Raw genomic sequence first — 25776 nt, 5'->3', positions numbered from 1 at the left:
CCCGGTGGCACAAAGCCAGGCGTGGCTTCTAGTGATTCGGAATGCTTTAGCTGACGAGGATGATGACTGCCGAGTCACGCTCGCGCCAGGATTTGTCGGAAGAAGGCGACGAGTTCCCGAGCGAATCCTGCAGAGCTCATGAATGAAAACGGGAGCCGCGCAGGGCTCCCGTTTTTTACCGCGGCAAATCTCAGCGGTATTCGATGCCAGCTTTCTGGGTGCTGACGCGAGTACCGGACTTGCCTTCGGTGATGGCAACGATGTTTTCCAGCGAGCCGATCACTGCGTCCTTGCCGGTCACGCGGGCGAACTCGATGGCGGCCATGACCTTCGGACCCATGGAGCCGGCGGCGAAGCCTAAGCGTTCCAGTTCGTCCGGGTGGGCCTGGGCGATGCCTTTCTGGGTCGGTTTGCCCCAGTCGATGTAGGCCGCGTCCACGTCGGTGGCGATGATCAGAATGTCAGCCGACAGCTCCTGGGCCAGCAGCGAGGAGCAGAGGTCCTTGTCGATCACTGCCTCGACGCCGGAGAGTTTCTTGCCGGATTCGTCGTACATGGTCGGGATGCCGCCGCCGCCTGCGCAGATGACGATGGTGCCTTTCTCCAGCAGCCACTTGACCGGGCGGATCTCGAAGATGCGCTTCGGACGCGGGCTGGCCACGACGCGGCGGAACTTGTCGCCGTCCGGGGCGATGCTCCAGCCTTTCTCCTTGGCGAGGGCTTCGGCCTCTTCCTTGGAGTAGACCGGGCCGATGGGCTTGGTCGGGTTCTGGAAGGCCGGGTCCTTGGAGTCGACCTCGACCTGGGTGAGCAGGGTGGCGAACGGTACTTCGAACGGCAGAAGGTTGCCCATTTCCTGTTCGATCATGTAGCCGATCATGCCTTCGGTCTCGGCGCCGAGAACGTCCAGCGGGTACGGGCTGACCTTCTCGTAGGCCGCGCCCTGCAGGGCCAGCAGGCCGACCTGCGGGCCGTTGCCGTGGGCGATCACCAGTTCATTGCCGGGGGCAACCTTGGCGATCTGTTCGGCAGCGATCCGTACGTTGGTGCGCTGGTTGTCGGCAGTCATGGGCTCGCCACGACGCAGCAGGGCATTGCCGCCCAATGCGACGACGATACGCATATTCAGTTCCTCCGAAAGAGTGGGAGCACCCGGACCGGCGACCTTGTCGCGGTCCGGGGCTGTCCGGCATTACATGTCGGCGAGGGTCGAAACGAGGATTGCCTTGATGGTGTGCATGCGGTTTTCCGCCTGCTCGAAGGCAATGTTGTACGGGGATTCGAAGACGTCTTCGGTCACTTCGATGCCGTTCTTCAGGTGCGGGTACTTGGCGGCGATGTCCTTGCCGACCTTGGTCTCGCTGTTGTGGAAGGCGGGCAGGCAGTGCATGAACTTCACGCGCGGGTTGCCGGCGGCCTTCATCATTTCCATGTTGACCTGGTAGGGCAGCAGCTCGTTGATGCGTTCGCCCCAGGCTTCGACCGGCTCACCCATGGATACCCAGACGTCGGTGTGGATGAAGTCCACGCCCTTGACGGCTTCTTTCGGGTCTTCGGTGATGGTGATGCGGGCACCGCTTTCTTCAGCGAACTTCTTGCAGGCGGCGACGTGTTCGTCGGTCGGCCAGAGTTCCTTGGGAGCTGCAATGCGCACGTCCATGCCGAGCTTGGCGCCGATCAGCAGCAGGGAGTTACCCATGTTGTTGCGGGCGTCGCCCAGGTAGGCGTAGCTGATGTCGTGCAGGGGCTTGTCGCTGTGCTCGCGCATGGTCAGCACGTCGGCCAGCATCTGGGTCGGGTGGTATTCGTCGGTCAGGCCGTTGAACACCGGGACACCGGCGAACTTGGCCAGCTCTTCGACGATTTCCTGCTTGAAGCCACGGTATTCGATGGCGTCGTACATGCGGCCCAGTACGCGGGCGGTGTCCTTCATCGATTCCTTGTGGCCGATCTGCGAGGAGTTCGGGTCGATGTAGGTGACGTTGGCGCCCTGGTCATAGGCGGCGACTTCGAAGGCGCAGCGGGTGCGGGTCGAGGTCTTTTCGAAGATCAGCGCAATGTTGTTGCCTTTCAGGTGTTGCTGCTCGGTACCGGTGTACTTGGCGCGTTTCAGGTCGCGGGACAGGTCGAGCAGATAGCGCAACTCGCGGGTGCTGTGGTGCATCAGGCTGAGCAGGTTGCGGTTGTGCATGTTGAAAGCCATGGTGTTTCTCCTTGTGGGATCCAATCTCGGCCCTCGTCAGTACAGCTCGTGGCTGGCGGGGCGGGCGGCCCTGGCAAGGGCCGCCTCGTGAGGTCAATGCGCTCTGGTTGAGGTAGTCGCGTTTATCGGGTGCCGATCGATCAATAGTCGATCGGGTCGCGGATGATCGGGCAGGTCATGCAGTGACCGCCGCCACGGCCCCGGCCCAGTTCGCCGGCGCTGATGGTGATGACTTCCACGCCAGCCTTGCGCAGCAGGGTGTTGGTGTAGGTGTTGCGGTCGTAACCCACTACCACGCCCGGTTCCAGGCAGACCACGTTGTTGCCGTCGTCCCACTGCTCGCGTTCGGCGGCGAAGCTGTTGCCGCCGGTTTCGACGACGCGCAGTTTCTTCAGTCCCAGGGACTCGGCGACGACGGTCATGAAGTCCTTGTCTTCGCGCTGGACGTTGATGCCGTAGGGGCTCTTCTCGTCCGGGCGCAGGATGAACGGAACGATCTCTTTCACCACTTCGGGGAAGACGGTGACCAGGTCGCGGTCGCAGAAGGTGAAGACGGTGTCCAGGTGCATCGCGGCGCGGGATTTCGGCAGGCCGGCGACGATGACTTTCTCGGCAGCGCCCTTGGCGAACAGCGCCTGGGCTACCTGGCCGATGGCCTGACGGGAGGAGCGTTCGCCCATGCCGATCAGGACGACGCCATTGCCGATGGGCATCACGTCACCACCCTCGAGGGTGGACATGCCGTGATCCTTGTCCGGATCGCCGTACCAGACTTCGTATTCGGCGTTGGTGAATTCCGGGTGGAACTTGTAGATGGCGGTGGTCAGCAGGGTTTCCTGACGTCGCGCCGGCCAGTACATCGGGTTCAGGGTCACACCGCCGTAGATCCAGCAGGTGGTGTCACGGGTGAACTGGGTGTTGGGCAGCGGCGGCAGCAGGAAGCTGGAGTGGCCCAGGTAGTCGCGGTACATCTTCAGCGCCTTGGCGCCTTCGCTTTCCGGGATGTCGTCGGAGGCCACGCCGCCGATGAGGAACTCGGCCAGTTTGCGCGGCTCCAGGCTTTCGAGCCAGGAGCGCAGCTCGAGAGTCAGGCCGAGGCCGACGCTGTCAGCGGTGATCTTGCGATCGAGGATCCACTTCAGGGCTTCGGGGTTCGCCACGATGTCGGTCAGCAGGTTGTGCATTTCCAGAACATCGATGCCGCGTTCGCGCATCTTGGTGACGAAGTCGAAGTGGTCGCGCTTCGCCTGGTTCACCCAGATAACGTCGTCGAACAGCAACTCGTCGCAGTTGCTCGGGGTCAGGCGTTGATGGGCGAGTCCGGGCGAGCAGACCATCACTTTGCGTAGTTTGCCAGCTTCAGAATGGACGCCAAGTTTGGTTTTTTCCGTGCTCATGAGATGTCTCCAGGAGTTACAGAGTGAGGAAGCCGTCGTAGAGGCCATAGGCCGCGATCAGTGCACCGATCACGACAACCGCGAAGATGAGCTTCTCGACATTGGTGAAGATGGGTTGACCCACTTCGTGTTTCGCTTTGGCGAAGAGGATGACGCCGGGCGCGTACAGCAGCGCCGACAGCAGCAGGTACTTCAGGCCGCCTGCGTAGATCAGCCACACCGCGTAGAGAACCGAGATACCAGCGATGATCAGGTCTTTGGTGCGGTCGGCCGAGTCGGTCTCGTAGGTCTCGCCCTTGACTGCCAGCAGCAGGCCGTAGGCCGCGGACCAGAAGTACGGGATCAGGATCATCGAGGTGGCCAGCAGCAGCATCTTGGTGTACGGGTCCATGCCACCGTCGGCGCTGCCGGAGGTGAAGAACACGATGACCAGGAAGACCTGCACGCAGATGTTGGTCAGCCAGAGGGCGTTGGCCGGCACCTGATTGGCGTTCTCCTTGCGGAGGAACTCCGGCATGGTGTGGTCCTTGGCGGCGGCGAACATGATCTCGGCGCACAGCAGCACCCAGGAGAGCAGGGCACCCAGCAGGGAGATGAGCAGGCCGACGCTGATCAGGACCGCGCCCCAGTGGCCGACCACATGCTCCAGCACCAGTGCCATCGACGGGTTCTGCAGTTTGGCCAGTTCCGGCTGGGTCATCACGCCCATGGACAGCACGTTCACCAGTACCAGCAGCAGCAGGACGGTGATGAAGCCGATCACGGTGGCCTTACCGACGTCCGAACGTTTTTCCGCACGGGAGGAGAAGATGCTCGCGCCCTCGATGCCGATGAACACCCACACGGTGACCAGCATCATGTTGCGCACCTGGTTCATCACGCTGCCCAGGTCAGGATTGCTCTTGCCCCAGATGTCCGCGGTGAAGATGTCCAGCTTGAAGGCGAACAGGCAGATCAGGATGAACAGGAACAGTGGGACGATCTTCGCCACCGTGGTGATGGTGTTGATGAACGCCGCTTCCTTGATCCCGCGCAGTACCAGGAAGTGCAGGGCCCACAAGAGGATCGACGCGCAGACGATCGCCGCGACGGTGTCGCCCTTGCCGAAGATCGGGAAGAAGTAGCCCAGGGTGCTGAACAGCAGGAGGAAGTAACCGACGTTGCCGAGCCAGGCGCTGATCCAGTAACCCCAGGCCGAGGAGAAGCCCATGTAGTCACCGAAACCGGCCTTGGCGTAGGCGTACACACCGCCGTCGAGTTGGGGTTTGCGGTTGGCCAGGGTCTGGAAGACGAATGCCAGGGTCAGCATACCGACCGCGGTGATGGCCCAACCGATGAGGATCGCGCCGACGTCAGCGCTGGCGGCCATGTTTTGCGGGAGAGAGAAGATGCCCCCGCCAATCATCGAGCCGACAACAAGAGCCGTCAAAGCGCCTAGCTTTAGTTTTTGGCTGCTTTCTTGCGACATTTAAGAATCTCCCTATAGGAAGTTGGAGAGTGAGGCTATTTAGCGCCCGTCTTGGCGGGGCACTCCTGATTCAGGTCAATAGCTTGCTATCCAATGTATTGGGCAGTACTTCCTGCTCTGCCCACCCCGCATAAACCATAGGAGAGGTTTTGCATTAGCGCCCGATTTAGAGGGGATTTCGTGAAGATTTGAGCGCGGTTTCATGACCGCAGAATGGCAGTCGATTTCGCAGGCCCACGCAGGGCGCGCCGTTGCGCTTGATTCGCAGGTGCAGAGAGGCGCAGGACCGCTATGTAGGAAAGTCCTGAACGAAGATGCGGAAGGGGAAAATTGGCCGGGGCAGGATCACTGCACCCGGCGATGCGCCTGTCGAATCGAAGGCGCGAGATGGCAAGAAGCCCGAAGGACACCGCCCGGTTCGTGGCCCGGCGGGCGCGACGTGGCGGGCACGTCGCGAGATGTGATGCACAAGGCAATCGCACCCGTGTCGCAGAGCAAGGTGTGTGCCAGGGCTGAAGACTACGTCAGAGCGCTCTGTAGCGCTGTTCGCCCTTGGTCGCAGTCCAGGCCATCGGCGGATTTCTGCTCAGATGTCGCCATCGTCGGCGGAATTTCCGCCACTGCCGGAGAACAGCAGGCCGTGCTTGCGCAGTTTGTCGTGCAGGGTCTTGCGCGGTACGCCCAGCGCTTCGGCAAGGCTGCGCAGGGAGTTGTGTGAGCGGCCCATCTCGGCGGCGATCAGTGAGCGCTCGAAGGATTCCACCTGCTCGTTCAGTCCGGCGCCGGGAGTGGCGGCGGTGGCCTGCCCGTGGCTGTCGTCCAGCCCCAGGTCCAGGCCCAGAGCATAGCGCTCCGCGGCGTTCTGGAGCTCGCGCACATTGCCCGGCCAGCCGTGTGCCAGCAGTTGCGCCCGCTGCGCGGAGTCCAGCGGGCGGGCATTCAGGCCATGGCGCTGCGCGCCGCGTTCGGCAAAGTGCTGGAACAGCAGCAGGATGTCGTCGCCCCGTTCGCGCAGTGGTGGAATGCGCAGACTGGCGACATTGAGGCGGTAGTAGAGGTCGGCGCGGAAGCGGCCTTCATCGGAGGCCAGGCGCAGGTCCTCCTTGGTCGCCGCGATGATGCGGATATCCAGTGGAATGAGCTGGTTGGAGCCCAGGCGCTCGACGGTGCGCTCCTGCAACAGGCGCAGCAGCTTCACCTGGACGTCCAGGCTCATGCTCTCGATCTCGTCGAGGAACAGCGTGCCGCCGTTGGCGAACTCGAACTTGCCGATGCGGCGCTTCTGCGCGCCAGTGAAAGCGCCCTGTTCGTGGCCGAACAGTTCGCTCTCCACCACTGACTCGGCCAGCGCGCCGGCGTTGATGGCGACAAAGGGACCGTTGCGGCGGCTCGACAGGTCATGCAGGGCGCGGGCGACGACTTCCTTGCCCGAGCCGGTTTCGCCCAGTACCAGCACGTCCGCCTGGATCGCCGCGAGCGACGCGACCTGTTGCTGCAGACGCTGCATTGGCGCGGACTGGCCAACCAGGCGGCCACGGACTTCCTTCTGCTCGGTCAGGGCCAGGCGCAGGCTGCGGTTCTCCAGCACCAGCCGGCGCACATCGAGCGCGCGGCGAACGCTGTCCAGCAGCGCGTCGCTGGGGAAGGGTTTTTCGAGAAAATCGTAGGCGCCCGAGCGCATGGCTTTCACCGCCAGCGGTACGTCGCCATGGCCGGTGACCAGGATCACCGGTAACTCGGAATCCTGCGCGTGCAGTTGCTCCAGCAACTGCAGGCCATCGATGCCCGGCATGCGGATGTCGCTGACGATCACTCCCGGCCAGTCGCGCGCCTGCTGCGGATCGATCTGCCGTGCATCGCCCAGGGCGACCACCTTGAAGCCGGCGAGGTCGAGGGTCTGGCAGAGCGCCTGGCGCAGGTGTGGGTCGTCATCGATCAGCAGCACCTGGGTGGTGGAGTCGAACGGCTCGGCCGAGCTCATGCGCGGGTTTCCTCTTGCGGCGTCAGCGTCACGCCGGGAATGCCCGGCAACAGGTGCAATTGTACGAGAGCGCCGCCTTCGGGGTGATTACCCAATTCAAGATGTCCGCCCAGCGTGCGTAACAGGGTGTCGCAGATGGCCAGGCCCAGACCCAGGCCCTTCGCGCTGGTCTTGGTCGTGAAGAAGGGCTCACGGGCATGGGCCAGGGCCTCTTCGGAGAAGCCGGGACCGTTGTCGCGCAGGGACAGGATGATGCGCTCGGGCGTCTGCTCGGCGGTCAGCCAGATGCGCCTTGGCAGTCCCTTCTCGGTCAGCGCGTCGAGGGCGTTGGAGATCAGGTTGGAAAGGATCTGCCGCAGCCTCGTTTCGCCGGCCTGCACCCAGATCGCCGCGTCGGGCAGGTCGCGCAGCAGCTCCACGTTCATCGCCTGGCGGCGCTGGGCGACCAGGGCCAGGGCGTCATTGATCGCCGGTTGCAGGGCGACGTTCTCCGGTGCGCGCCGGGCGCCGCGGGCGTAGGCCTTGAGGTGGCCGATGATCGAGGCCATGCGCCCGGTCAGTTCGCCGATCTGCTCGAGGTTGCCACGGGCATCGCTGTAGCGCTCGTGGTCGAGCAGTACGCGGGCATTGTCGGCGTAGCTGCGGATCGCCGCCAGCGGCTGGTTGAGCTCATGGCTGATGCTGGCGGACATGGTGCCCAGGGCGGTGAGCTTGCCGGCCTGCACTACTTCATCCTGGGCGTGCATCAGTTCGCGCTGCGCCTGCTCGCGGTTGCTGACTTCCTGCTGCAGCCGCGTGTTGGCGCCCTCCAGCTCCTGGGTGCGCTCCTGCACGCGCAGTTCCAGTTCGTGCTTGGCCTGTGCCTCCAGTGCAATGCGTTCGAGGTAATGGCGGCGGCTGATCGTCAGCAGCGACAGCAGCAGAAGGAGTGCGACCAGGGTGGCTGCGCCGATCAGGATGACACTGCGTACCGGTGCGTCGACTTGAGTGCGGGGGGTATAGATACTGACGGTCCAGCCGGTCTCCGGCAGGTGACGGCTCTGGCTGATCCAGCGGCGCTGGTCGATCTTCAGTGGTGCCGGGTGCAGCACCGGATAGGGAATGTTTTCGGCGATCTCGCGTTGCTTGGCGGGTGAGAGTTCCTTGCCGGTGTGGAAGCGCCACGCGTTGCTGGACGAGAGGATGACAACGCCGTTGGAGTCCATCACCAGCAGCTGCTCGGGCGTATTGCCCCAGAGCTGCTCCATGTGTTCGAGGTCGACCTTCACCACCAGTACACCGAGCAGTTTGCCGCCGTCACGCACGTCGCTGGCGAAGTAGTAGCCGCGTCGTTTGGAGGTGGTGCCCAGGCCGAAGAAACGGCCCTGTCGGCCCTGGGTCGCTTCCTTGTAGTACGGGCGGAAGGCGAAGTTGCGGCCGACGAAGCTGTCCGGTTGATCCCAGTTGGAGGCGGCGTGGGTCATGCCGTCTGCCTGGATCAGGTAGATAACGTCCGCCCCGGTACGCCCGCGGATGCGCTGCAGTTCGAGGTTGGCGGCGTTCTGTGCTGTCAGGCTCTCCGGCGCCTGCAGCGCAGTGCGCAGGGTCGGCAGTTCACCGAGGATCGGCGGCAGGTCCTCGTAGCGGCGCAGGGTGCCGAGCAGGTTCGCGACGTAGAGGTCGAGAGTCTGCTGGTTCTGCTCGGCCAGTTGCTCGCTGTAGTAGCGCTCGGCGAAGAAGTGCAGTGGCCAGAGCAGCGGGGCGAGCAGGAGCGCCAGCAGGGCCAGCGATCGCCAGCGGGTCAGGTGTGGGTTCAAGGCGGCGGACATCGTATGCGGTTGCTTCCGCCGCCGATGCTACACCGATCAGCGTTCGATGGGCTGCAGTTGCAGCAGTTTCATCAGGCGCGCCACGCTTTCCTCGAGGCTGAGGCGGTTGGTGTCGATGCGTTCGAAGGGCTCCAGCGGTTCTTCATAGGGAGAGCCGATACCTGTGAAGTCCGGCAGCGTTCCCGCCCGCGCCTTCTTGTACAGCCCTTTGGGGTCGCGCTCCTCGCAGACGCTGAGATCGGTGCTCAGGTGAATTTCACGGAAGCGCTCTTCGCCGATGATCTGGCGTGCCTGCTCGCGATCCTGGCGAAAGGGCGAGATGAAGGACGTGATGACGATCAGTCCGGCGTCGTTCATCAGATTGGCCACCTCGGCCACCCGGCGGATGTTCTCGGTGCGGTCATCGTGGCTGAAGCCCAGGTCCTTGCACAGGCCGTGGCGGACGTTGTCACCGTCAAGTACCACGGCGGAGTAGCCCAGTTCATGCAGCGCATATTCCAAGGCAAAGGCCAGGGTGGACTTGCCCGAGCCGCTCAGACCGGTCAGCCAGAGTGTTGCCGGCTGCTGGCGCATGCGGGTGGCGCGTTCTTCGATGCTCAGGCGGCCGGTGTGCCAGCGGATGTTCTGATTGGTATTCATGCTCGCGCAGTTCCTATCGTTCGCTCACTCAGCTGACCAGGCCGCGACCACAATAGTGATCGTCCAGTACCAGGCGCTTGAGCAGTTGACGCTCGTCTTCGTCGGGATTTTCGCTGAAGGTCGACCAGATATCCCTGGCCAGTTCGCGCGGAGGCAGGAAATCTGCATGCAGCGTGGCGCGAACGTCCAGCACATCGGTCAGATAGGCCAGGGCCCCGCTCTGAATCTGGTGGCGGATCTCACGAGCAGCCAGCTCTTCATCCTCCAGCGCCTGATACTGCGCCAGCGGCGTGCCGTCGGTATCCAGACGATAGTGATTGACCTGGGCATCGTCGGCGCTGAGCAACTGCTCAAGCATGAAGTTCTGATCGAACAGGCTGCAGTTGCCACGGGTTGCGCGGGACACGCGGTCGGAGAAACACCCATCGGCAAATACTCCGGCCTCGCCGGCGAAAGCGTCGACGAGTTCGTCTGTGACCAGGTAGTAGCCGTTGACCGGGTGCTTGAGCCAAGCGTTGAGATGGCGCTGGATCGTCCCGGAATAGCCTACGTCGACGACCGCTACTGCGCCCCCTGCGGTCAGTTGTGAGTCTTCCAGGTAGCGGCGCAATGCCGGGGCCTCGATTTCGGCCTGGGCCAGTATGCGCGGCAGCAGGTGGCGCAGTACCGGCTCGATGTGGCTGACATTGTTGTTGCCGATGTCGAGCAGTTGCCGGGCCTTCCACAGGCCGCGGGCTTCCAGATCGCGCAGGTCGGCGTCAGTGAGGGTGACCCCGAAGCGGGCTTCGAGCAGGTTCTCCAAGGTGCCGGCGAAGTAATTGGGTCGGGCGAGAGTCAGCACATCGTCGAAGTCTTTCAGTCGCGGCACGCTGACCGCCCGGCGCGACAGCACCAGGTAGCGCGAGGAGGTGGCAGCCGGTTCGCGTTCGTCCCAGAGGTCGAAAGCGGCTTTCAGCAGCTTGCCCTCGCGGGAGAGGAAATACAGGCGCTCGATACCGTCGCGTTGGGCGCGCTCGCGCAGCCAGGTGACGAAATGGGTGAGCAGCGGGCCGACCACGTTATAGCCCAGCAGCTCGGCCGACCCCTGGGAGAAGGCCGTCGGCCGGAAGGTGCCGAAGGCGATCTTGGCAAAGTTGCGGCGCAACAGCAGGCCCAGAGCCAGCTCAGCGCTGAGGTCGTCGCGGCGGTGGACATTCGCCACCAGGCGGTTCCAGTGCGGCAGCCCGCGGGCCAGGTCGATGGGTTTGAGCACATGCAGCAGGCCCAGCCCCATGTCACCGGGGATCTGCACGTCGGAGCGTTCGTTGTCCCCCACCATGAGCATCTGTTCTGGCTGCAACTGTTCGTCGCGCAGGGCCAGTTCATAGAGTTGGCCCGTGTCCTTGCGAACGCCGATCTCGCCGGAGATGTAGAGCTTGTCCCACTGCAGGATGCTGGATTTCTGCAGCATCGCGGTGATCACTGACTGCGGCAGGAACATATCGCTGAGCAGCACCACGCGCTTGCCCAGTCGCTTGGCATAACGCAGCAGGGCAATGCTTTCCGGACGCGGCGTGACGCAGGCGAACTCGGTTTCTTCCTCGCGCTGGCGCAGGGCCAGGAGTGTGCCCTTCTCAATGCCGGCCAGACGCCCCAGTTCATCAAAGATTTCCGCGGTGGTGATGTCGCGGCCGGCTTTCTCCCGGGCCCGGGCCTCGGCGATGGCACGGTAGCGCAGATACTTCTCTGCGGTGCCCTTGTCCACGCGCTGGGCGGTCAAGCGCTTGATCGATTCTGGATCGAGCAGCGGGCGCAGCAGCAGGGTGTCGAAAATATCGAAGGCGACCGTCTTGATGTTCGGGTTGGAAATCTGCCGTTGCAGATCCTCCTCGCTGCGCGCCAGATAGCTGTCGAAGCGCCAGGCCGACCAGGAGTTGGTGTGCTGGCAGCGCAGGATGGCAGGCGGAAGGCCCTGGCTCTGGCTGGTCAGCACCAGCAGGCGCTCCAGGCAGTGGGCGAAGGTGCCATCGGTCTGCCCGGCTTCCTCGGCGAAGTCCTCCAGCGTGATGCCTGCCTCGAACAGCGGCGCCAGCGCCTGCCGCGAGGCCCAGAACATGCTGCCGGCGGGGAAGTGGAAATAGCCGTCCGGGATATCGCTGATTCCCAGGCGCTGGCACCACTGGTGCCCCATGGCGCGGTTGGCCAGCCAGGTATTGGCGACGTAGTGCAGGCGCTCGAAGTTCTGCGGATAGACGATACCGGCCTTGCCGGAGGACAGCAGTTCGAAGATCGCGCGGATCTGCCGCTCGCTTCCGGCCAGGCTCTGGCACAAGTATTCGCGCCAGCCATCGGTGGCTCCGTTGTTGAACAGCGACTTCTTGCTATGCAGGTGCAGCAGGTAGTCGTACTGCTTCAGTGCGTCACCGAACTGACAGAACATCGGTGCGATATCGCGGCCGCGGTTGGGGACAATCTCGACCCGCAGGCTGCCCTGGTTCGGCTGGTTGGCGAAGGTGGCCTTGCAAGCCCGCAGGCCGATCTCGTCCTTGACCGACACGTACAGGTCATAGGGGAACGGCATGTGGCTGAGGTAATCGCGGAATTCTTCGGCGAGGTCGCTGTAGTACATGTGCAGGTGGATGGCGATGCGGCCTTCGAGGCTTTCGCAGGGTTCCACCTGATAGATGTCGGTCAGTTCGGTCGCCCAGTGCGCTTGGGGTTGTGCTTGCTGGTCGAGCTGGCGCTTCCAGCGTTCGTAGTGGCCCAGGCCGTTGAAGGCGAAGCCGAAGCGGCGGTAAGCGGTCAGCAGCAGTCGCTCGCGCTGGGCGGCGGGGATGCGCCAGTAGATGGCGCGGCCGATCTGATGCAGGTAGTTGCGCAGGCTGACGAGCGCCTCGCCGCGCCGACCCCGGGCCATCCGCGAAGCGAAGCGCAGGGGTTTTGTCAGGGTCCAGGATGCCGAGCGGTGAATCTCCTCAAGCGATGCGCGAGAGCTGGCCAGCAATGACTCGCTGTGTTCCAGGTTGGCTGTCAGGCGGGCAATGTCGTTTAGTCGCTGCTGCGCGTCTTCCAACTCCAGGCTTTGCTTGGCGATCACGAATTGCAGACTGTCGAGGGTGGCGCGCGCTTCCAACAGGGCTTCGCTGTGCAGCCTGTCTTGCTGGTGCAGCGCTTCCAGCGTGGGACGCAGGGCCAGGCAGTGGTCGTGCAGCCGCCCAATGCTCTGCTGCGACTCGGTGCTGGCAATGGCCAGTTCGTCATCGGCCAGGCGCCTCAGCAGGTCGAAGCACTCGATCACTTCGCTCGGGGCCTGTTCGGCCAGTTCGTGGCCGTCGGCGGAAAGCCGGCTGTGCTGCAGGTCGCTGCTGAGGAATTCTTCGATGTATTCGGCCAGCTCGCCCTCGGCGGGCGCGGGCAGGCCCAGTTGCTCGGCGAGCCGCAGGATCTGCTCGGCTGGCGAGCTCATCAGGCGGTCGTAGCTGAGCACGGCGACCCGCTGGCCACGACTGTGCAGCAGTCCCTGGAGCATGTAGTCGAGCCAGAGGTAGAGGCTCTTGGCCTGGGTGAAACCATCCCGTTTGTGCAGCGAGTGCGCCACGCTCAGGGGGTGGCGCAGGCTCAGCACGAAGGCCGGCTGGATACCGGCCTTCTCGAAGACGCGCAGCCAGAACGGCAGCAGCAGCGAGATGCGCGGGTCCTTGAGGCCGAACAACGGGGCGTCACCGAAGAATTCGCGCAGGTAGCTCAGCGCGCGCTGTTGGAGTTCGGAGTTGTCGAAGCTGGCGAGGCGTTCGGTCGACAGCGGCTTGAGCGAGTGCCAGGTGTGTCCGAGTTCCTTGAGGATATCGGTGTTGATATCGACGATTTCCTGGTCTTCCCAGAAGCCGCGCTCATTGTTGCTCTGCGCCGCGGGCATCAGGTTATCGCCCAGTTCCACCCCTAGTGTCGTGAGGCCTCTGGCAATCGCGCTGGTACCGCTGCGGTGCATGCCGAGTACGACTATGGCCCGTTGACGCTCTTGCACGCTGAATCTCCGTCTTTCTTGTCGTTATGGTCGAACCGGCCTCCATCAGGGGGCGGCCTTTGGATCACGGGAAGAGCTCGGCCTCTCCCAGACTGACGCCCAGGCGGTCTTTGCCGGACAGCTCCGGGGCACCCTCGATCGGCCATTCGATGGCCAGCTCGGGATCGTCCCAGGCAATGCAGCGCTCGTGCTTGGGTGCCCAGAAGTCGGTGGTTTTGTAGAGGAACTCGGCGCTTTCGCTGATGACGACGAAGCCGTGGGCGAATCCTTCGGGGATCCACATCTGCAGTTTGTTCTCGGCGCTCAGTACCTGACCTACCCAGCGGCCGAAGGTCGGCGAGTTGCGGCGCAGGTCGACGGCGACGTCGAATACCTCGCCGTGGACCACCCGCACGAGTTTGCCCTGGGCCTGGCGGATCTGATAATGCAGGCCTCGCAGGACATGGCGGGCTGAGCGGGAGTGGTTGTCCTGGACGAACTCGACCGGATAGCCCACGGCCTGCTCGAATTTTCGTTGATTGAAGCTTTCGAAGAAGAAGCCTCGGCTGTCGCCAAAAACCTGTGGTTCGAGCAGCAATACATCGGGAATCGCCAGCGGAGAGACTTTCATCAGTAGACCGTTTGCGTCAGAAGGCGTTGGAGGTAAAGGCCATATCCGCTCTTGGCCAGCGGGGCGGCCAGGCGTTGCAGCTCTTCGGCGCTGATCCAGCCCTGGCGGAAGGCGATTTCTTCGGGGCAGGCGACCTTGAGCCCCTGTCGGTTTTCCAGGGTTGCGATGAACTGGCTGGCGTCCAGCAGCGATTCGTGGGTACCGGTGTCGAGCCAGGCGTAGCCGCGCCCCATGATTTCGACCGACAACTCGCCTCGTTCCAGATAGGCGCGGTTGACGTCGGTGATCTCCAGCTCGCCGCGGGCCGAAGGGCGAATGCTCTTGGCAATCTCGACCACGTGCTGGTCGTAGAAGTAGAGGCCAGTTACGGCATAGTTGGATTTGGCCGTCGTCGGCTTTTCTTCCAGGCTGATGGCCTTGCCCTGGTCGTCGAACTCCACCACGCCGTAGCGCTCCGGATCGTGCACGTGGTAGGCAAAGACGCTGGCGCCGGTGTCGCGCTGCATGGCACTGACCAGCAGTTCCTGGAAGTCGTGGCCGTGGTAGATGTTGTCGCCCAGCACCAGGGCGCTGAGGCTGTTGCCGAGGAACTCTTCGCCGATCAGGAAAGCCTGCGCCAGCCCCTCAGGGGACTCTTGCACCGCGTACTGCAGCTCCAGCCCCCAGCGCCGACCATCGCCCAGCAGTTGCTGGAAGCGCGGGGTGTCCTGGGGGGTGGAGATGATCAGGATTTCCCGGATACCGGCCAGCATCAGCGTGCTCAGCGGGTAGTAGATCATCGGCTTGTCGTAGACCGGCAGCAATTGCTTGGACACCGACAGCGTGGCCGGGTGCAGTCGGGTGCCTGACCCGCCAGCGAGGATGATGCCTTTGCGCTTCATGCGACATTCTCTCCGATCAGCTCGGTCAGCATGCGCCGGACGTGGAACTGCCAGTCCGGCAGGTGGAGCCCGAAAGTCGAGCAGAGCAGGGTTGTGTCGAGCCGGGAATTGGCGGGCCTTGGCGCGGGGAGCGGGTATTCGTGGGCCATGATCGGCAGGACGCGTGCGTCGTCCGTTCGCAACGGCAGGCCAAGGCGCGAGGCTTCTGCGATGACGAAGCGAGCGTAGCCATGCCAGCTGGTTTCTCCGCCGGCCGCCAGGTGGTAGAGGCCGCCAAGGCTGTCTGGCTGCGGATGAATGCGCAGTTGCCCCAGTACCTGGGCGGTGACGTCCGCAATCAGCTCGGCGCTGGTGGGTGCGCCGATCTGGTCGGCGACGATGCGCAGTTCTTCTCGGTCCGCCGCCAAGCGCAGCATCGTCTTGGCGAAGTTGGCCCCGCGTGCGGCATAGACCCAGCTGGTGCGGAAGATCAGATGGCGGCAGCCGCTCTCGCGGATGGCCTGCTCGCCGGCCAGCTTGGTGCGCCCGTAGGCGTTGAGTGGGGCCGGCTGGTCCTTTTCGCGAAACGGCCGATCGCCCTGGCCGTCGAACACGTAATCGGTCGAATAATGCACCAGCCAGGCATCCAGCTCGCCGGCCAGACTGGCCAGCAGGCCGACGGCCTCGGCATTCACCCGCTGTGCCCGCTCGGTATCGGTTTCCGCCTTGTCCACCGCCGTGTGGGCGGCGGCGTTGACGATGATGGCAGGCCGCTCGCTCTCGATGAGCTGGCGCAGACCGTCGAGGTCTTCCAGGTTGCCGCGCTGGCGGTCGCAGACCGTCAGGCGGCCGAGCGGCGCCAGTGCGCGCTGCAGCTCCCAGCCGACCTGACCGTTGGCGCCGAGAATCAGGATATCGTTCATGCGTACTGCTGGCTCAGCCACTCCCGGTAGGCGCCACTGGCGACGTTCTCGACCCAGGCCTGGTTGTCCAGGTACCAGCATACGGTCTTGGCTATGCCGGTTTCGAAGGTTTCCGCCGGCTTCCAACCCAGCTCGCGCTCCAGCCGGGTGGCATCGATGGCGTAACGGCGGTCGTGGCCAGGGCGATCCTTCACGAAGCTGATCTGCTCGCGGTAGCTGCGACCGTCGCTGCGCGGCGCCGCCTGGTCGAGGGTGTCACAGATGTGGTGCACCACTTCCAGGTTGGCCTTCTCGTTCCAGCCGCCGACGTTGTACGTCTCGCCCACTTGGCCAGCTTCCAGCACGCGGCGGATGGCGCTGCAGTGGTCCTTGACGTAGAGCCAGTCGCGGATCTGCTGGCCGTCGCCGTAGATGGGCAGCGTTTCGCCTGCGAGCGCGTTGCGGATTACCAGGGGGATGAGCTTTTCGGGGAAGTGGTATGGCCCATAGTTGTTCGAGCAGTTGGTGGTAAGCACCGGCAGCCCGTAGGTATGGTGGTAGGCGCGCACCAGATGGTCGGATGCCGCCTTGGAGGCGGAGTAGGGGCTGTTGGGCTGGTAGGGGTGCTGCTCGGTGAAGGCTGGCGCCTTGGCTTCGAGAGTGCCGTAGACCTCGTCGGTGGACACATGGAGGAAGCGGAAATCGGCCTTGCGCCGTTCGTCGAGGGCATTCCAGTAGGCGCGCACGCCTTCGAGCAGATGGAAGGTGCCGACCACATTGGTCTGGATGAAGTCTTCCGGACCTAGAATCGAGCGGTCCACATGGGACTCTGCGGCGAAGTTCAGCACCGCGCGAGGTTGGTGTTGTTCCAGTAGCTGGGAAACCAGGCGGGTATCACCGATATCGCCCTGCACGAACTGGTGTCGGGTATCGCCGTCGAGGCTTGCCAGGTTTTCGCGGTTGCCGGCGTAGGTCAGCTTGTCCAGGCTGACAACGGCTTCGTCGTGTCCGGCCAGCCAGTCGAGGACGAAATTGGAGCCGATGAAACCAGCGCTGCCTGTTACGAGGATCGTCATTGGGTCACAGCCTCTGCATAAGCGATGCGGCAACCAGTCCAAGGTTGCCGGGAAGCGTTTGACGGTAAACGCCTGACTGGCTGATCAGCGACAGCTTGCGATACAGCGGCGCGCGGCGCGCACTGCCGAACAACTCGAGGATCTGCTGGTTTTCGTGGGTCAGGTGCTGCCTGAAATGAGAAACCGCCTCCAGATTCACGTCGTTCCAGTGTCGGAACGTTCCTTTGAGCATGCGTTGGAGACGAACGAGTCGGTCCCTGACACTCGAGTTCGAGCCTATCAGGTTGTTGCCATGTTGGCGGTAGTTGATCGCCGGATGTGCATCGTAATTCACGCGGCCGCCGCAGCCGGTCACGATGATGTACGCCCACCAGTCGTGGGAGATGATCGGCAGGTGGGCGGGCGTCAGGCTGAGCAGTTGCGCAGTGGTGGCATTGAACAGCATGGTGTTGCCGCCAGCAATGCTCTGCACCAGGGCATTGGCGAAGCTGGGGGCGCGACGGAACAGCGGCGAGAAGCCGATGCCCAGGCCGTTGGCGTCGATCAATCGGGTACGAGAGCAGTACAGCAGGGGAAGGCTGGCCGGATGCGAGGTGGCCCAGGTCAGGCCGCGCTCGAGTTTGTCCGGCTGCCAAAGATCATCCTGGTCGCAGAACGCGAAATAATCGGCCTGGCCGCGGGCGCGTCTGATAGAGGAAAGGAAGTTGGCGGCAAATCCCTGGCGTGGCCCTGCGTGGATTTGCAGGCGAGCGGGTCCCAGGAGGTGCTGGTATTCGTGGAGAATCTCCAGCGTGGCATCGCTGGAACCGTCGTCCGAGGCATGAATGACCCAGTCCTGGCATGTCTGGGCAATCAAGGACTCCAACTGCTCGCGAAGGTAGGAGGCACCATTGTAGGTCGACAGAAGAATGGCGACCTTGGTCGGGCGGTTGGGGCTTGTGTCAGACACGGCAAGCGCTGAATGCTGTCTTTCCAAAGCGGCATCCCCTGCTTCTTATTAGTTATTTATCGCTTATATGACGCAGGATAAGTGTCTGGGTTGCGGCCGGGCAACCCTGTTTGCGGATGACTGGTCAGTCAGTTTCCCTGTGGCCGGCTAGCCCGTTGGTGAAGCACTTGTCGATGATTGTGCTGGCCGCGTCATAGCCTCTGGATCAGCTCGATAAAGCGAGCGCGGACCTTATCCTCGGAGAAAACTGATTTGCAGCGTTGCAGCGCTCCTTCTCCCAGAGTCGCCAGCTGCAAGGGGTCATTCTGCAAGGCGATGATGGCTTCTGCGAGCTTGTCCGGATTGCCGGCTTCTACCGTGACGGCTGCCTCGGCATTTGGCGCAACCCAGTTCACGCCAGTTTGCAGCCAGCAGTTGATGACGGGTTTCGCACAGGCCATGGCATCCAGTTGCGCAATACCAAAAGCTTCGGAGTAATAGACCGACGGGAAGAGAAATATCCGCGAGTTGCGGATGAGATGGTATTTCTCGACGTCGCTGACGAAGTCATTGATGAAGTGCATCCGCTCCGGGAAGTCCTCGGCAAGCTTCCAGAACCGCTGTTCTTCCGGACCGATCCCAAATACCACCAGATTGACTGGCGCTCCACGGGCCATGATTTGGCGAAATGCGGCGTCCAGCGATTCGGTGCCCTTGTAGCTCACAAGCCGGCCGAAGAAAACGCAGTAGCCTTCCCGTTCAAAATGCTCGGGCAGGGCATGCTCGGCCCTGCGGGACAGGCAGTGCTCGATGTACTGAAGGTCAACTGTGTAGGGAACGGGTGTGATCTCCCGGGAAATGTCACTAAGCACTTCGGAGTGTTGGCGTAATGCCGGGCTGCCGGTGATGACCAGATCAGCGTTGCGCACGGCAAAACGATCGAACAGGTAGGTTATTCGTTTGAGATAGCGCTGGCGGTAGACGTCGCAGTGATAGCTGACCACCGTCTTGCCCTTGATCAGCCAGCATGTAAGGAACATTGCCAGGCTGGCGGAGGGGAACTGCAGGTTGATATGGGTGATATCGGCCTTGCGTGCCTGCAACAGGAAGTGCCAGAAGAAGGCAAAACTCAGTGGCACCGACCAGAGATTCCCGAGAGACGCCGCGCGCAGGACGCGGATGCCGTCGACCAATTCAAGTCGAGTGCGCAGGCTGCGCGAGTTGCTGCAACAAAGTACAGTCACATCATAGCCACCGTCGCTGTACCAGTGGGCATACTGTTTGACGGCTGTTTCAATGCCGCCGGTGGATGGGGCGTAGTACTTGTTGACCAGTAGAACCTGCATATTTTCTATCGCATTCCGGTTTGCCAAGGCAGCATTGGCTTGCTTGTGCAATCGCACCGAGGTCTGGCGTTCGGCCTGCCCCTATCCTTCGCGGAGCACTTGTTCATATACCTGTATGGTCTCCTGCGTGCAGCGCTCCCAGGAGAATGACGCCGCGTTCTGCAGACCGTTGCCAATGGCTTCTGTGCGCCAGATTTCGTCTTCAAGCCCCTGCTGCAAGGCATTAGTCAGTGCGTCGACATCCAAGGCTTCGCAAGTCAGCGCAGCGTTGCCCGCCACTTCCGGTAACGACGAACTGGTGGAGCACACTACTGGGACTCCGGACTTCATGGCCTCGAGAACTGGCAGGCCGAAGCCTTCATAAAGGGACGGAAACGCGAACAGCCTCGCTCCTGCGTAGAGCAGCGGCAGGTCGTCGTGCGAGACAAAGCCCAGGTAACGCGCCCAGCCTTCACGTTCCCCCGTTTCGATCTGGCGATGAATCTCATCGTTGCGCCAGCCGCGGTAGCCGGTGAGTACGAGCGGCCAGCGCTTGCGCAGGGAGATGGGCAAGCGCGAGTAGCTGCTCAGCAGTGTCTGGAGATTCTTGCGTGGTTCGATAGTGCCAACGAACAGGGCGTAACCTCCCATGACCAGCGAGTGCTTGGCGAGAGTGGCGCTCAGCTCGGGCTCTTTACGTGGACGGAAGTCATCCGAGCTGGCGAGCGGGACCGTATGGATGCGCTCCAGCGGCCAGGAGAAATGTTCGGCAATTTCACGGCGCACGTACTCCGAGTCAGTGATCAGCGCGTCGGCGTGCTTAAGTGTTTTCAGTAGCTCCTTCTGCAGGAATCCCACGCGTTGAGCCGGGTGGCAATGCGCCCAGCTGAATGGCGAGAGGTCGTGAAAGGTTGCTACCTTTTTGCCGGAGAAGGGGGGCAGGAAGAAGTTGGGGCCGTGGTAGAGGTGGTCCTTCCACGGGCGCAAGCTTTTTGCCTTCAGCAGCGGCATCAGCAGCCGGTATGCCTCGATGGCGAGACTGCTCTGCTGGATGACACGCTTGAGGCTATAGCTACCGTCGGACTGGCTCGAGGGGTGCGGCAGTTCTGGGAGCATCCTGGTGCCGGAGAAGTAGTGAAGCTGATCGATCTCCGGTGCTTGTCCAAGTCGCAGAGCGAGCTCATAGGTGTAGCGGCCGATGCCCGTCAATGGATAACGGACGGGCTCGACAGAAAGTATGACCTTCATGCTTCAGCGGCCAGCATCCATCGAAGTGTCTCGATTAGCGGCGGGGTACTCCAGTCTCCCAGAATGGAGCGCAACAATGCTGCATCGCCGCACAATGTCTTGACCTCGCTTTGCCGGATGAAAGCGGGGTTCACTCTCACCTCTATCTGACGACCGGTGATTTCCTCGCACATGGAAAGCACTTCACGCAGTGAATGAGTAGAGCCGGAGCAGACGTTCACAGTCTGGCCCAGTGGTTTCACCTCCAACAGGCGACGATAGGCCTGCACCACGGCGCGTACGTCGCTGAAGTCGCGGCGAATTTCAAGATTGCCCAATTCGATCTGCGTGGCGCTACGCTGAAAGTGTGCGACGATCTTGGGCAGGAGGAAGTTCTCCGACTGCCCGACGCCGGTGTAGTTGAAGGGGCGCGCGATGACTATCGGGAGGCGGTCCATCCATAGTTTCGCCATGAGCTCCATGCCCAGCTTGCTGACGGCGTAATCGTTTGCCGGCGCCGGCCTGGTGGATTCATGCAGCCTTTCCACCGGTGCATTGCCGTAGACATTGGCACTGCTGGCCAGCAGCACGCAGTCAGGTGTCTTGCCGCAGGCGTCGATCGCCTCCAGCAGATTTCGAGCGCCGATTAGGTTGACTTGATAGAACGCATTGGCGTCGCCATGAGCCACGAAAGCCAGGGCAGCAAGGTGCACGACCACATCGGGCTTGATGTCCGCCACGACGGACCGCAAGGAGGCCGCGTCAGCTAGATCTGCGACGTAGTAGCCAGGTGCGTTGTCAGGGCGTGTACCCAGACCGAACACTTCGAAGCCGCAACGCTCCAGTTCGGCTGCCATATAGCAGCCGGTAAAGCCGTTGAATCCTGTGATCAGCGCACGTTTGCTGCCGGCATTCATCAGAAGGAGAATCCCTGTTTGTTTCTGCGCAGATCGGCTTCGACCATCATGCGGCACAGGTCCTCGAGCGCGGTCTTGGGTGCCCAGCCGAGCTTCTCGCGGGCCTTGGTCGGGTCGCCGATCAGCAGGTCAACTTCGGCCGGGCGATGGAACTTGGCGTTGATCGACACGATAGTCTTGCCGGTACGAGCATCAATGCCTTTTTCATCCGACCCCTGGCCCTGCCACTGGACGTCGATGTCTACTGCTTTGCAGGCCAGCGATACGAAGTCACGCACGGTCTCGGTGCGATTGGTGGCCAGTACGAAGGTGTCTGGCTCATCAACCTGAAGCATGCGCCACATGCCTTCCACGTACTCTTTGGCAAAGCCCCAGTCGCGTTTGGCGTCCAGGTTGCCCAGTTCCAGCACGTCGAGCTTGCCGAGGCTGATTTTGGCGACGGAGTCGGTGATCTTGCGGGTGACAAACTCACGGCCGCGCAGTGGCGACTCATGATTGAAAAGGATGCCGCTGGTGCCGAAAATTCCGTAGGACTCTCGGTAGTTGATGGTCATCCAGTGGGCGTAGAGCTTGGCAACACCATAAGGGCTGCGCGGGTAGAACGGGGTCGATTCAATCTGCGGGATCGCCTGGACCTTGCCGAACATTTCCGAGGTCGATGCCTGGTAGAAGCGGATCTTCGGATTGACGATGCGGATGGCTTCGAGCAGGTTGACCGCGCCCAGGCCAGTGATGTCCGCAGTGGTGAGTGGCTGCTCAAACGAGACGCCCACGAAGCTCTGAGCCGCGAGGTTGTAGACCTCATCGGCCTTGGTATTTTCAAGCAGGCGGATGCTCGCGGAGAGGTCGGTCAGGTCGTATTCGACCAGGTGGAGGTTGGGGTGGGACTGGATGCCCAGTTCCTCGATTCGCCAGAAGTTGACCGAGCTGGTGCGGCGGAACGTGCCGTATACCGTATAACCCTTGTCCAGCAGGAGCTCAGCCAGGTAAGCGCCATCCTGTCCGGTAATACCCGTGATAACTGCAGTTTTCATGTTCGTTCTCTTAAGCAATGATCTTCAGATAATCCTCGTAGGCAGCACGCAGGCCGACATCGAGAGTTGTCTGGGCTTTCCAGCCAAGTTTATTCAGTTTGCTGACATCCAGCAGCTTTCTCGGTGTGCCGTCCGGCTTGCTGGGATCAAAGACCAGTTCGCCTTCGTAACCAACGGTCTCGCAGATCATCTGCGCCAGTTCCTTGATGGTGATGTCCTCGCCGACGCCTACGTTCAGTAGTGGTGCCACATCGGCAGCGGTCAGACCGGAGAACACCTCGTCCGACAGGCCCAGGAGGAACTCGATGGCGACACCCAGGTCCAGGGAGAACATGAACTCGCGGCGCGGCGTACCAGAGCCCCAGACCTCTACAGTTGGACTGTTGTTTATCTTCGCTGCGTGAAGGCGGCGCAGCAGTGCGGGCAGAACATGGGAATGCTCGGGGTGATAGTTGTCACCCGGCCCATACATATTCGTGGGCATCAGAGACAGGTATTGGGTGCCGAACTGGCGATTGAATGCCCAGCACGACTCGACGCCAGCGATTTTCGCCAGAGCATAGGGGCGGTTTGTCGCTTCCAGTGGCCCGGTGAGCAGATAGTCTTCCTTGATTGGTTGTGGGCAGTCTCGCGGGTAGATGCAGGACGAGCCAAGGAAAATGATTCTCTTTACGCCAACGGCGTACGCTGCGTCGAACACGTTGAGCTGAATTCGTAGATTCTGGTGGAGGAAATCGACCGGAAACTGCGAGTTGGCCAGGATGCCACCCACTTTTGCCGCACAGACTACGACGTAGTCTGGCTTCTGCGTACGGAAGAAGTCGAAGGTGGCGTCGCGGTCCTCGAGATCGAGTTCGGAGTGTGTCCGAGTAAGAAGCTCATACTTCTCCGGAGCACTTTGCAGTGCTCTAGTGGTTGCCGTTCCAACCAAACCTCGGTGGCCGGCTACAAATACTTTCCTTTTCATTGTCTGCCCCATTGAATATTCGGGTTGCCAAACTTATTCGCGTGTATAGGTGTAATTCGTCAAAAATCAGAACTTCAAGCGTCCCTTCAGAGCTCTGAGAAACTGACCCACGGCTCTCATGGATGAGTTGTATCGAGCGGCGTATCGGAGGCCCGAGTTGACCTGAGAGTATAGCGTGGCCTCTGCCGGTTGGTGAATGTACTTTCCGGCATATAGCGCTTCGCTTGGCGTAAGTATGTATCTAACCAAGCGCTCCTCCCCCTCCTGCCATTGGGCTCTTCCAATATGCGCAGACTCTTTTGCGTTGTACCCCAGTCGTTTTGCCTGGCCAAAGGAGAGCGGTTGTGGGGCAGAGCTTTCGAAGAGCAATCCATTGATGCCATGGAGAATATACTCGTTCATGGTGCCGTGGTTCGGCGCGACCACGCACTGCCCCCGGGAAAGAGCTTCGAGGAATGACTGACCGATGCCTTCCTCCATGCGTGGGCAGAAGAACACATTGGCGCGCTCGAGGACTTCATTGAATTCCGATTTTTGCTCGAACCAAGTAGAGGTCGTAATATTGAAACGACGAATATCTTCTTCTGATGGAAGTGCGGGTTGGGGACTTCCAGGGTCGGAGGAAAGATGAATATGGAAGCTATCGAAATCCGATTCTGATATAAGTGTTTTAATTGTCTTCCAGGGGATCTGGTCCTCCCGGCGGAGCCAGAAGAACCCATGCAGTCCGTCCGTCTTTGGAATGTTATTTTCGGATACTTCTTGATAATAGCGGCAATGGTGGCTTGAAATTCCTGAGCCGACAGCTATTGCATGTACAGCATTGGAGAAGCTGATTGTTTTGCTGCCTTGGAACGGCTCCCAGAATCTGGAAAGATTAAATAGGGGGCCTTGCCAGATGCCAAATTGATCCAGCATTGGAATAAATATGACATTCGGATGTAGTTGACGGTAATTCTGCTCCAGTATCGGGCAATAGGCCTGGAACATGATTATCACATCGTGATTCGCTACCGAGTTCCACGGGACCGGGTTGCCCCCGGACCAAGACTCATCCCAGAAATAATCTACAGAGTGCCCATGGCGGCGAAGTATTTCCGGTAGAAATCCCGTGGAGAGAGTTTTTTTATGGAAAGAGTGATCAACATAAGCGATCGTGGCCACCGAACTTACCCTTTCATAGTGCTGATATAGATTTTTCGGACAAAGCTGTAGATTCGCGGATGTCCTTTCAGTCGGTTGGCGATCTTTTGCTTCAGGCTGTTGAGATCTTGCGGGGCGAGCAGGGGGGATGCGTCCTGGGGATGATTCAGCTTGACGATGGCAGCCCAGCCCAGGCAGGTCGCGAGCGCTGCATCGTCGGGATGATTGGCCAGTGTCTGCCGGAGAAACGCAGTGTAGTTGTCCGGGATCCCGAGCTCGATCTTCTTGTTTGCGTCGGAGAAGATAAAGAAGCAGTGATATAGGCCTTGCACTTCCTGCTCGCTGAGCGCCGGGAAGCGCTCGCGCACGACTCGCATGCACTCGCGGCTATGTCCAAGAAAGTCGCCGGATGTGCCGCCGAGTGAGTAGTTCACCGTTGGCTCGGTGGTATAGATGAACTGTGCACCTGCGTCTAGCGCACTCATGATCCACTTGAAGTCTGCTGCAATCTTGTAGGTGCTGTCGTACGGCCCGGTCAGCTGGTAAGTGCTCTTGCTTGCATAGATGGCATTATGGCAATCGTTGGCGCACATGAAGTAGGAACCGGGATGAACTACTGCAGGCTGCCAGTTGTGTACTACCTTACCGTCAGCAACTCTTGCGGCGCTAAGCAGCATGATTGGCCCGTCGCGGTCCAGCAGATGTTTGGCGGCAATCTGCGCAGCATTGGGCTCGAGCCAGTCGTCAGAGTTGAGCACGCAGATCAGTGCTCCGCGGGACAGAGGGACCGCTTTGTTCAGCGCGTCATAAAGGCCCGCGTCGCGTTCGGAGACGTAGTAATCGAGCTTGTCGGCATGGCGCCGGATGATTTCCAGCGTGCCATCGGTAGAGGCGCCATCCAGAATAATATGTTCTACATTGCCGTAGGTCTGCTCCTGGACGCTCAGGATAGTGCGCTCCAGTGTGTCCTGATTGTTCCTGACCACCGTTACATAGGTGATCAGCGGCTCACCGGCGGTGCTGGACTTCAGCTGCCCAAGTGTCCTCAGCCCGCCCTCTTCACGCGGGTTGCCCTCAGTGGCGCTGGGGAGACAATCTGCCCAGACTGGCCAGTTCTCGTTTCCTTCCGGCTTGCTAGGAAGGTGGGCGGGGAACATCGGTCCGCAATCTCCATCCAGGTATCCGAGATAGGTGGCGAAACGGACCTTTCCTTCTGGTCTGGCGTTACCTGTGCTGAGTGACATCGAAAATCCTTGATAAGTCGTATTAGTACGTGGTCGCCTGGCGC

20 protein-coding genes are annotated in these 25776 nt (G+C 61.4%); all 20 read right to left on the bottom strand.

Translation table 11 applies throughout. The features are described 5' to 3' along the window. Window positions 1-190: 190 nt before the first annotated feature. The gene (gene arcC / locus IB275_RS28770; RefSeq protein WP_192293360.1) at window positions 191-1123 is read right to left on the bottom strand and encodes a carbamate kinase; all 933 of its coding nucleotides are present in this window, start codon (window positions 1121-1123) and stop codon (window positions 191-193) included. Window positions 1124-1192: 69 nt separating this feature from the next. Beyond that, entirely contained in the window at window positions 1193-2203 is a 1011-nt protein-coding gene (locus tag IB275_RS28765; RefSeq protein ID WP_192293358.1) for an ornithine carbamoyltransferase, read from the bottom strand. A gap of 140 nt (window positions 2204-2343) precedes the next feature. Next, a complete protein-coding gene (gene arcA / locus IB275_RS28760) occupies window positions 2344-3600 on the bottom strand; it encodes an arginine deiminase (RefSeq protein ID WP_081515308.1) in 1257 nt (418 codons plus the stop codon). Window positions 3601-3616: 16 nt separating this feature from the next. Further along, a complete protein-coding gene (gene arcD / locus IB275_RS28755; protein ID WP_081515309.1) occupies window positions 3617-5068 on the bottom strand; it encodes an arginine-ornithine antiporter in 1452 nt (483 codons plus the stop codon). 586 nt (window positions 5069-5654) lie between these two features. Continuing rightward, window positions 5655-7049 (bottom strand): two-component system response regulator DctD, encoded by a 1395-nt coding sequence (dctD, locus tag IB275_RS28750; RefSeq protein WP_192293356.1) that lies wholly within the window; start codon window positions 7047-7049, stop codon window positions 5655-5657. Beyond that, window positions 7046-8857 carry a sensor histidine kinase gene (locus IB275_RS28745; RefSeq protein ID WP_192293354.1) on the bottom strand — a complete coding sequence of 604 codons (1812 nt, stop codon included), beginning with the start codon at window positions 8855-8857 and terminating at the stop codon, window positions 7046-7048. The genes dctD and IB275_RS28745 overlap by 4 nt, the downstream gene beginning before the upstream one ends. Window positions 8858-8893: 36 nt before the next feature. Further along, window positions 8894-9496, bottom strand: a complete 603-nt coding sequence (cysC, locus tag IB275_RS28740) for an adenylyl-sulfate kinase (RefSeq protein ID WP_192293352.1) — start codon at window positions 9494-9496, stop codon at window positions 8894-8896. 28 nt (window positions 9497-9524) lie between these two features. Then, window positions 9525-13499 (bottom strand): rhamnan synthesis F family protein, encoded by a 3975-nt coding sequence (locus tag IB275_RS28735; RefSeq protein WP_192293350.1) that lies wholly within the window; start codon window positions 13497-13499, stop codon window positions 9525-9527. Window positions 13500-13563: 64 nt separating this feature from the next. Then, the gene (gene rfbC, locus IB275_RS28730; protein ID WP_192293348.1) at window positions 13564-14109 is read right to left on the bottom strand and encodes a dTDP-4-dehydrorhamnose 3,5-epimerase; all 546 of its coding nucleotides are present in this window, start codon (window positions 14107-14109) and stop codon (window positions 13564-13566) included. Next, entirely contained in the window at window positions 14109-14990 is an 882-nt protein-coding gene (gene rfbA / locus IB275_RS28725; RefSeq protein WP_192293346.1) for a glucose-1-phosphate thymidylyltransferase RfbA, read from the bottom strand. Before rfbA ends, rfbC begins: the two co-directional genes overlap by 1 nt. Continuing rightward, the gene (gene rfbD / locus IB275_RS28720) at window positions 14987-15892 is read right to left on the bottom strand and encodes a dTDP-4-dehydrorhamnose reductase (protein ID WP_192293344.1); all 906 of its coding nucleotides are present in this window, start codon (window positions 15890-15892) and stop codon (window positions 14987-14989) included. Before rfbD ends, rfbA begins: the two co-directional genes overlap by 4 nt. Beyond that, on the bottom strand, window positions 15889-16947 hold the full coding sequence (gene rfbB / locus IB275_RS28715; protein WP_192293342.1) for a dTDP-glucose 4,6-dehydratase: 1059 nt from the start codon (window positions 16945-16947) through the stop codon (window positions 15889-15891). The genes rfbD and rfbB overlap by 4 nt, the downstream gene beginning before the upstream one ends. Before the next feature lie 4 nt (window positions 16948-16951). Next, on the bottom strand, window positions 16952-17896 hold the full coding sequence (locus IB275_RS28710; RefSeq protein WP_285887220.1) for a glycosyltransferase family 2 protein: 945 nt from the start codon (window positions 17894-17896) through the stop codon (window positions 16952-16954). 191 nt (window positions 17897-18087) lie between these two features. After that, complete coding sequence (locus IB275_RS28705) at window positions 18088-19272, bottom strand: glycosyltransferase (protein WP_192293338.1); 1185 nt, start codon at window positions 19270-19272, stop codon at window positions 18088-18090. A gap of 30 nt (window positions 19273-19302) precedes the next feature. Further along, window positions 19303-20448 carry a glycosyltransferase family 4 protein gene (locus tag IB275_RS28700; protein ID WP_192293336.1) on the bottom strand — a complete coding sequence of 382 codons (1146 nt, stop codon included), beginning with the start codon at window positions 20446-20448 and terminating at the stop codon, window positions 19303-19305. Beyond that, complete coding sequence (locus tag IB275_RS28695) at window positions 20445-21344, bottom strand: GDP-mannose 4,6-dehydratase (RefSeq protein WP_192293334.1); 900 nt, start codon at window positions 21342-21344, stop codon at window positions 20445-20447. The genes IB275_RS28700 and IB275_RS28695 overlap by 4 nt, the downstream gene beginning before the upstream one ends. Beyond that, window positions 21344-22378 (bottom strand): GDP-mannose 4,6-dehydratase, encoded by a 1035-nt coding sequence (gene gmd, locus IB275_RS28690; protein ID WP_192293332.1) that lies wholly within the window; start codon window positions 22376-22378, stop codon window positions 21344-21346. Before gmd ends, IB275_RS28695 begins: the two co-directional genes overlap by 1 nt. Window positions 22379-22388: 10 nt before the next feature. Next, on the bottom strand, window positions 22389-23345 hold the full coding sequence (locus IB275_RS28685) for a GDP-L-fucose synthase family protein (RefSeq protein WP_192293330.1): 957 nt from the start codon (window positions 23343-23345) through the stop codon (window positions 22389-22391). Between the two features lie 66 nt (window positions 23346-23411). After that, window positions 23412-24509 (bottom strand): glycosyltransferase, encoded by a 1098-nt coding sequence (locus IB275_RS28680; protein WP_192293328.1) that lies wholly within the window; start codon window positions 24507-24509, stop codon window positions 23412-23414. Window positions 24510-24514: 5 nt separating this feature from the next. Further along, window positions 24515-25732, bottom strand: a complete 1218-nt coding sequence (locus tag IB275_RS28675; protein ID WP_192293326.1) for a glycosyltransferase family 2 protein — start codon at window positions 25730-25732, stop codon at window positions 24515-24517. Between the last annotated feature and the right edge of the window lie 44 nt (window positions 25733-25776).

Origin of the sequence: Pseudomonas sp. PDM21, assembly GCF_014852505.2 — a bacterium.
In the GTDB taxonomy this organism is placed as follows: domain Bacteria; phylum Pseudomonadota; class Gammaproteobacteria; order Pseudomonadales; family Pseudomonadaceae; genus Pseudomonas.
This window is presented reverse-complemented; position numbering and strand designations above follow the sequence as displayed.

Excerpts from the sequence above, each read along its gene's own strand:
- gmd (WP_192293332.1), bottom strand. The coding sequence starts at position 22,378 with ATGAAAACTGCAGTTATCACGGGTATTACCGGACAGGATGGCGCTTAC.
- dctD (WP_192293356.1), bottom strand. The coding sequence starts at position 7,049 with ATGAGCTCGGCCGAGCCGTTCGACTCCACCACCCAGGTGCTGCTGATC.
- IB275_RS28685 (WP_192293330.1), bottom strand. The coding sequence starts at position 23,345 with ATGAAAAGGAAAGTATTTGTAGCCGGCCACCGAGGTTTGGTTGGAACG.
- arcC (WP_192293360.1), bottom strand. The coding sequence starts at position 1,123 with ATGCGTATCGTCGTCGCATTGGGCGGCAATGCCCTGCTGCGTCGTGGC.
- IB275_RS28765 (WP_192293358.1), bottom strand. The coding sequence starts at position 2,203 with ATGGCTTTCAACATGCACAACCGCAACCTGCTCAGCCTGATGCACCAC.
- arcA (WP_081515308.1), bottom strand. The coding sequence starts at position 3,600 with ATGAGCACGGAAAAAACCAAACTTGGCGTCCATTCTGAAGCTGGCAAA.
- arcD (WP_081515309.1), bottom strand. The coding sequence starts at position 5,068 with ATGTCGCAAGAAAGCAGCCAAAAACTAAAGCTAGGCGCTTTGACGGCT.
- rfbB (WP_192293342.1), bottom strand. The coding sequence starts at position 16,947 with ATGACGATCCTCGTAACAGGCAGCGCTGGTTTCATCGGCTCCAATTTC.
- cysC (WP_192293352.1), bottom strand. The coding sequence starts at position 9,496 with ATGAATACCAATCAGAACATCCGCTGGCACACCGGCCGCCTGAGCATC.
- rfbD (WP_192293344.1), bottom strand. The coding sequence starts at position 15,892 with ATGAACGATATCCTGATTCTCGGCGCCAACGGTCAGGTCGGCTGGGAG.
- IB275_RS28695 (WP_192293334.1), bottom strand. The coding sequence starts at position 21,344 with ATGAATGCCGGCAGCAAACGTGCGCTGATCACAGGATTCAACGGCTTT.
- IB275_RS28745 (WP_192293354.1), bottom strand. The coding sequence starts at position 8,857 with ATGTCCGCCGCCTTGAACCCACACCTGACCCGCTGGCGATCGCTGGCC.
- IB275_RS28700 (WP_192293336.1), bottom strand. The coding sequence starts at position 20,448 with ATGAAGGTCATACTTTCTGTCGAGCCCGTCCGTTATCCATTGACGGGC.
- rfbC (WP_192293348.1), bottom strand. The coding sequence starts at position 14,109 with ATGAAAGTCTCTCCGCTGGCGATTCCCGATGTATTGCTGCTCGAACCA.
- IB275_RS28675 (WP_192293326.1), bottom strand. The coding sequence starts at position 25,732 with ATGTCACTCAGCACAGGTAACGCCAGACCAGAAGGAAAGGTCCGTTTC.
- rfbA (WP_192293346.1), bottom strand. The coding sequence starts at position 14,990 with ATGAAGCGCAAAGGCATCATCCTCGCTGGCGGGTCAGGCACCCGACTG.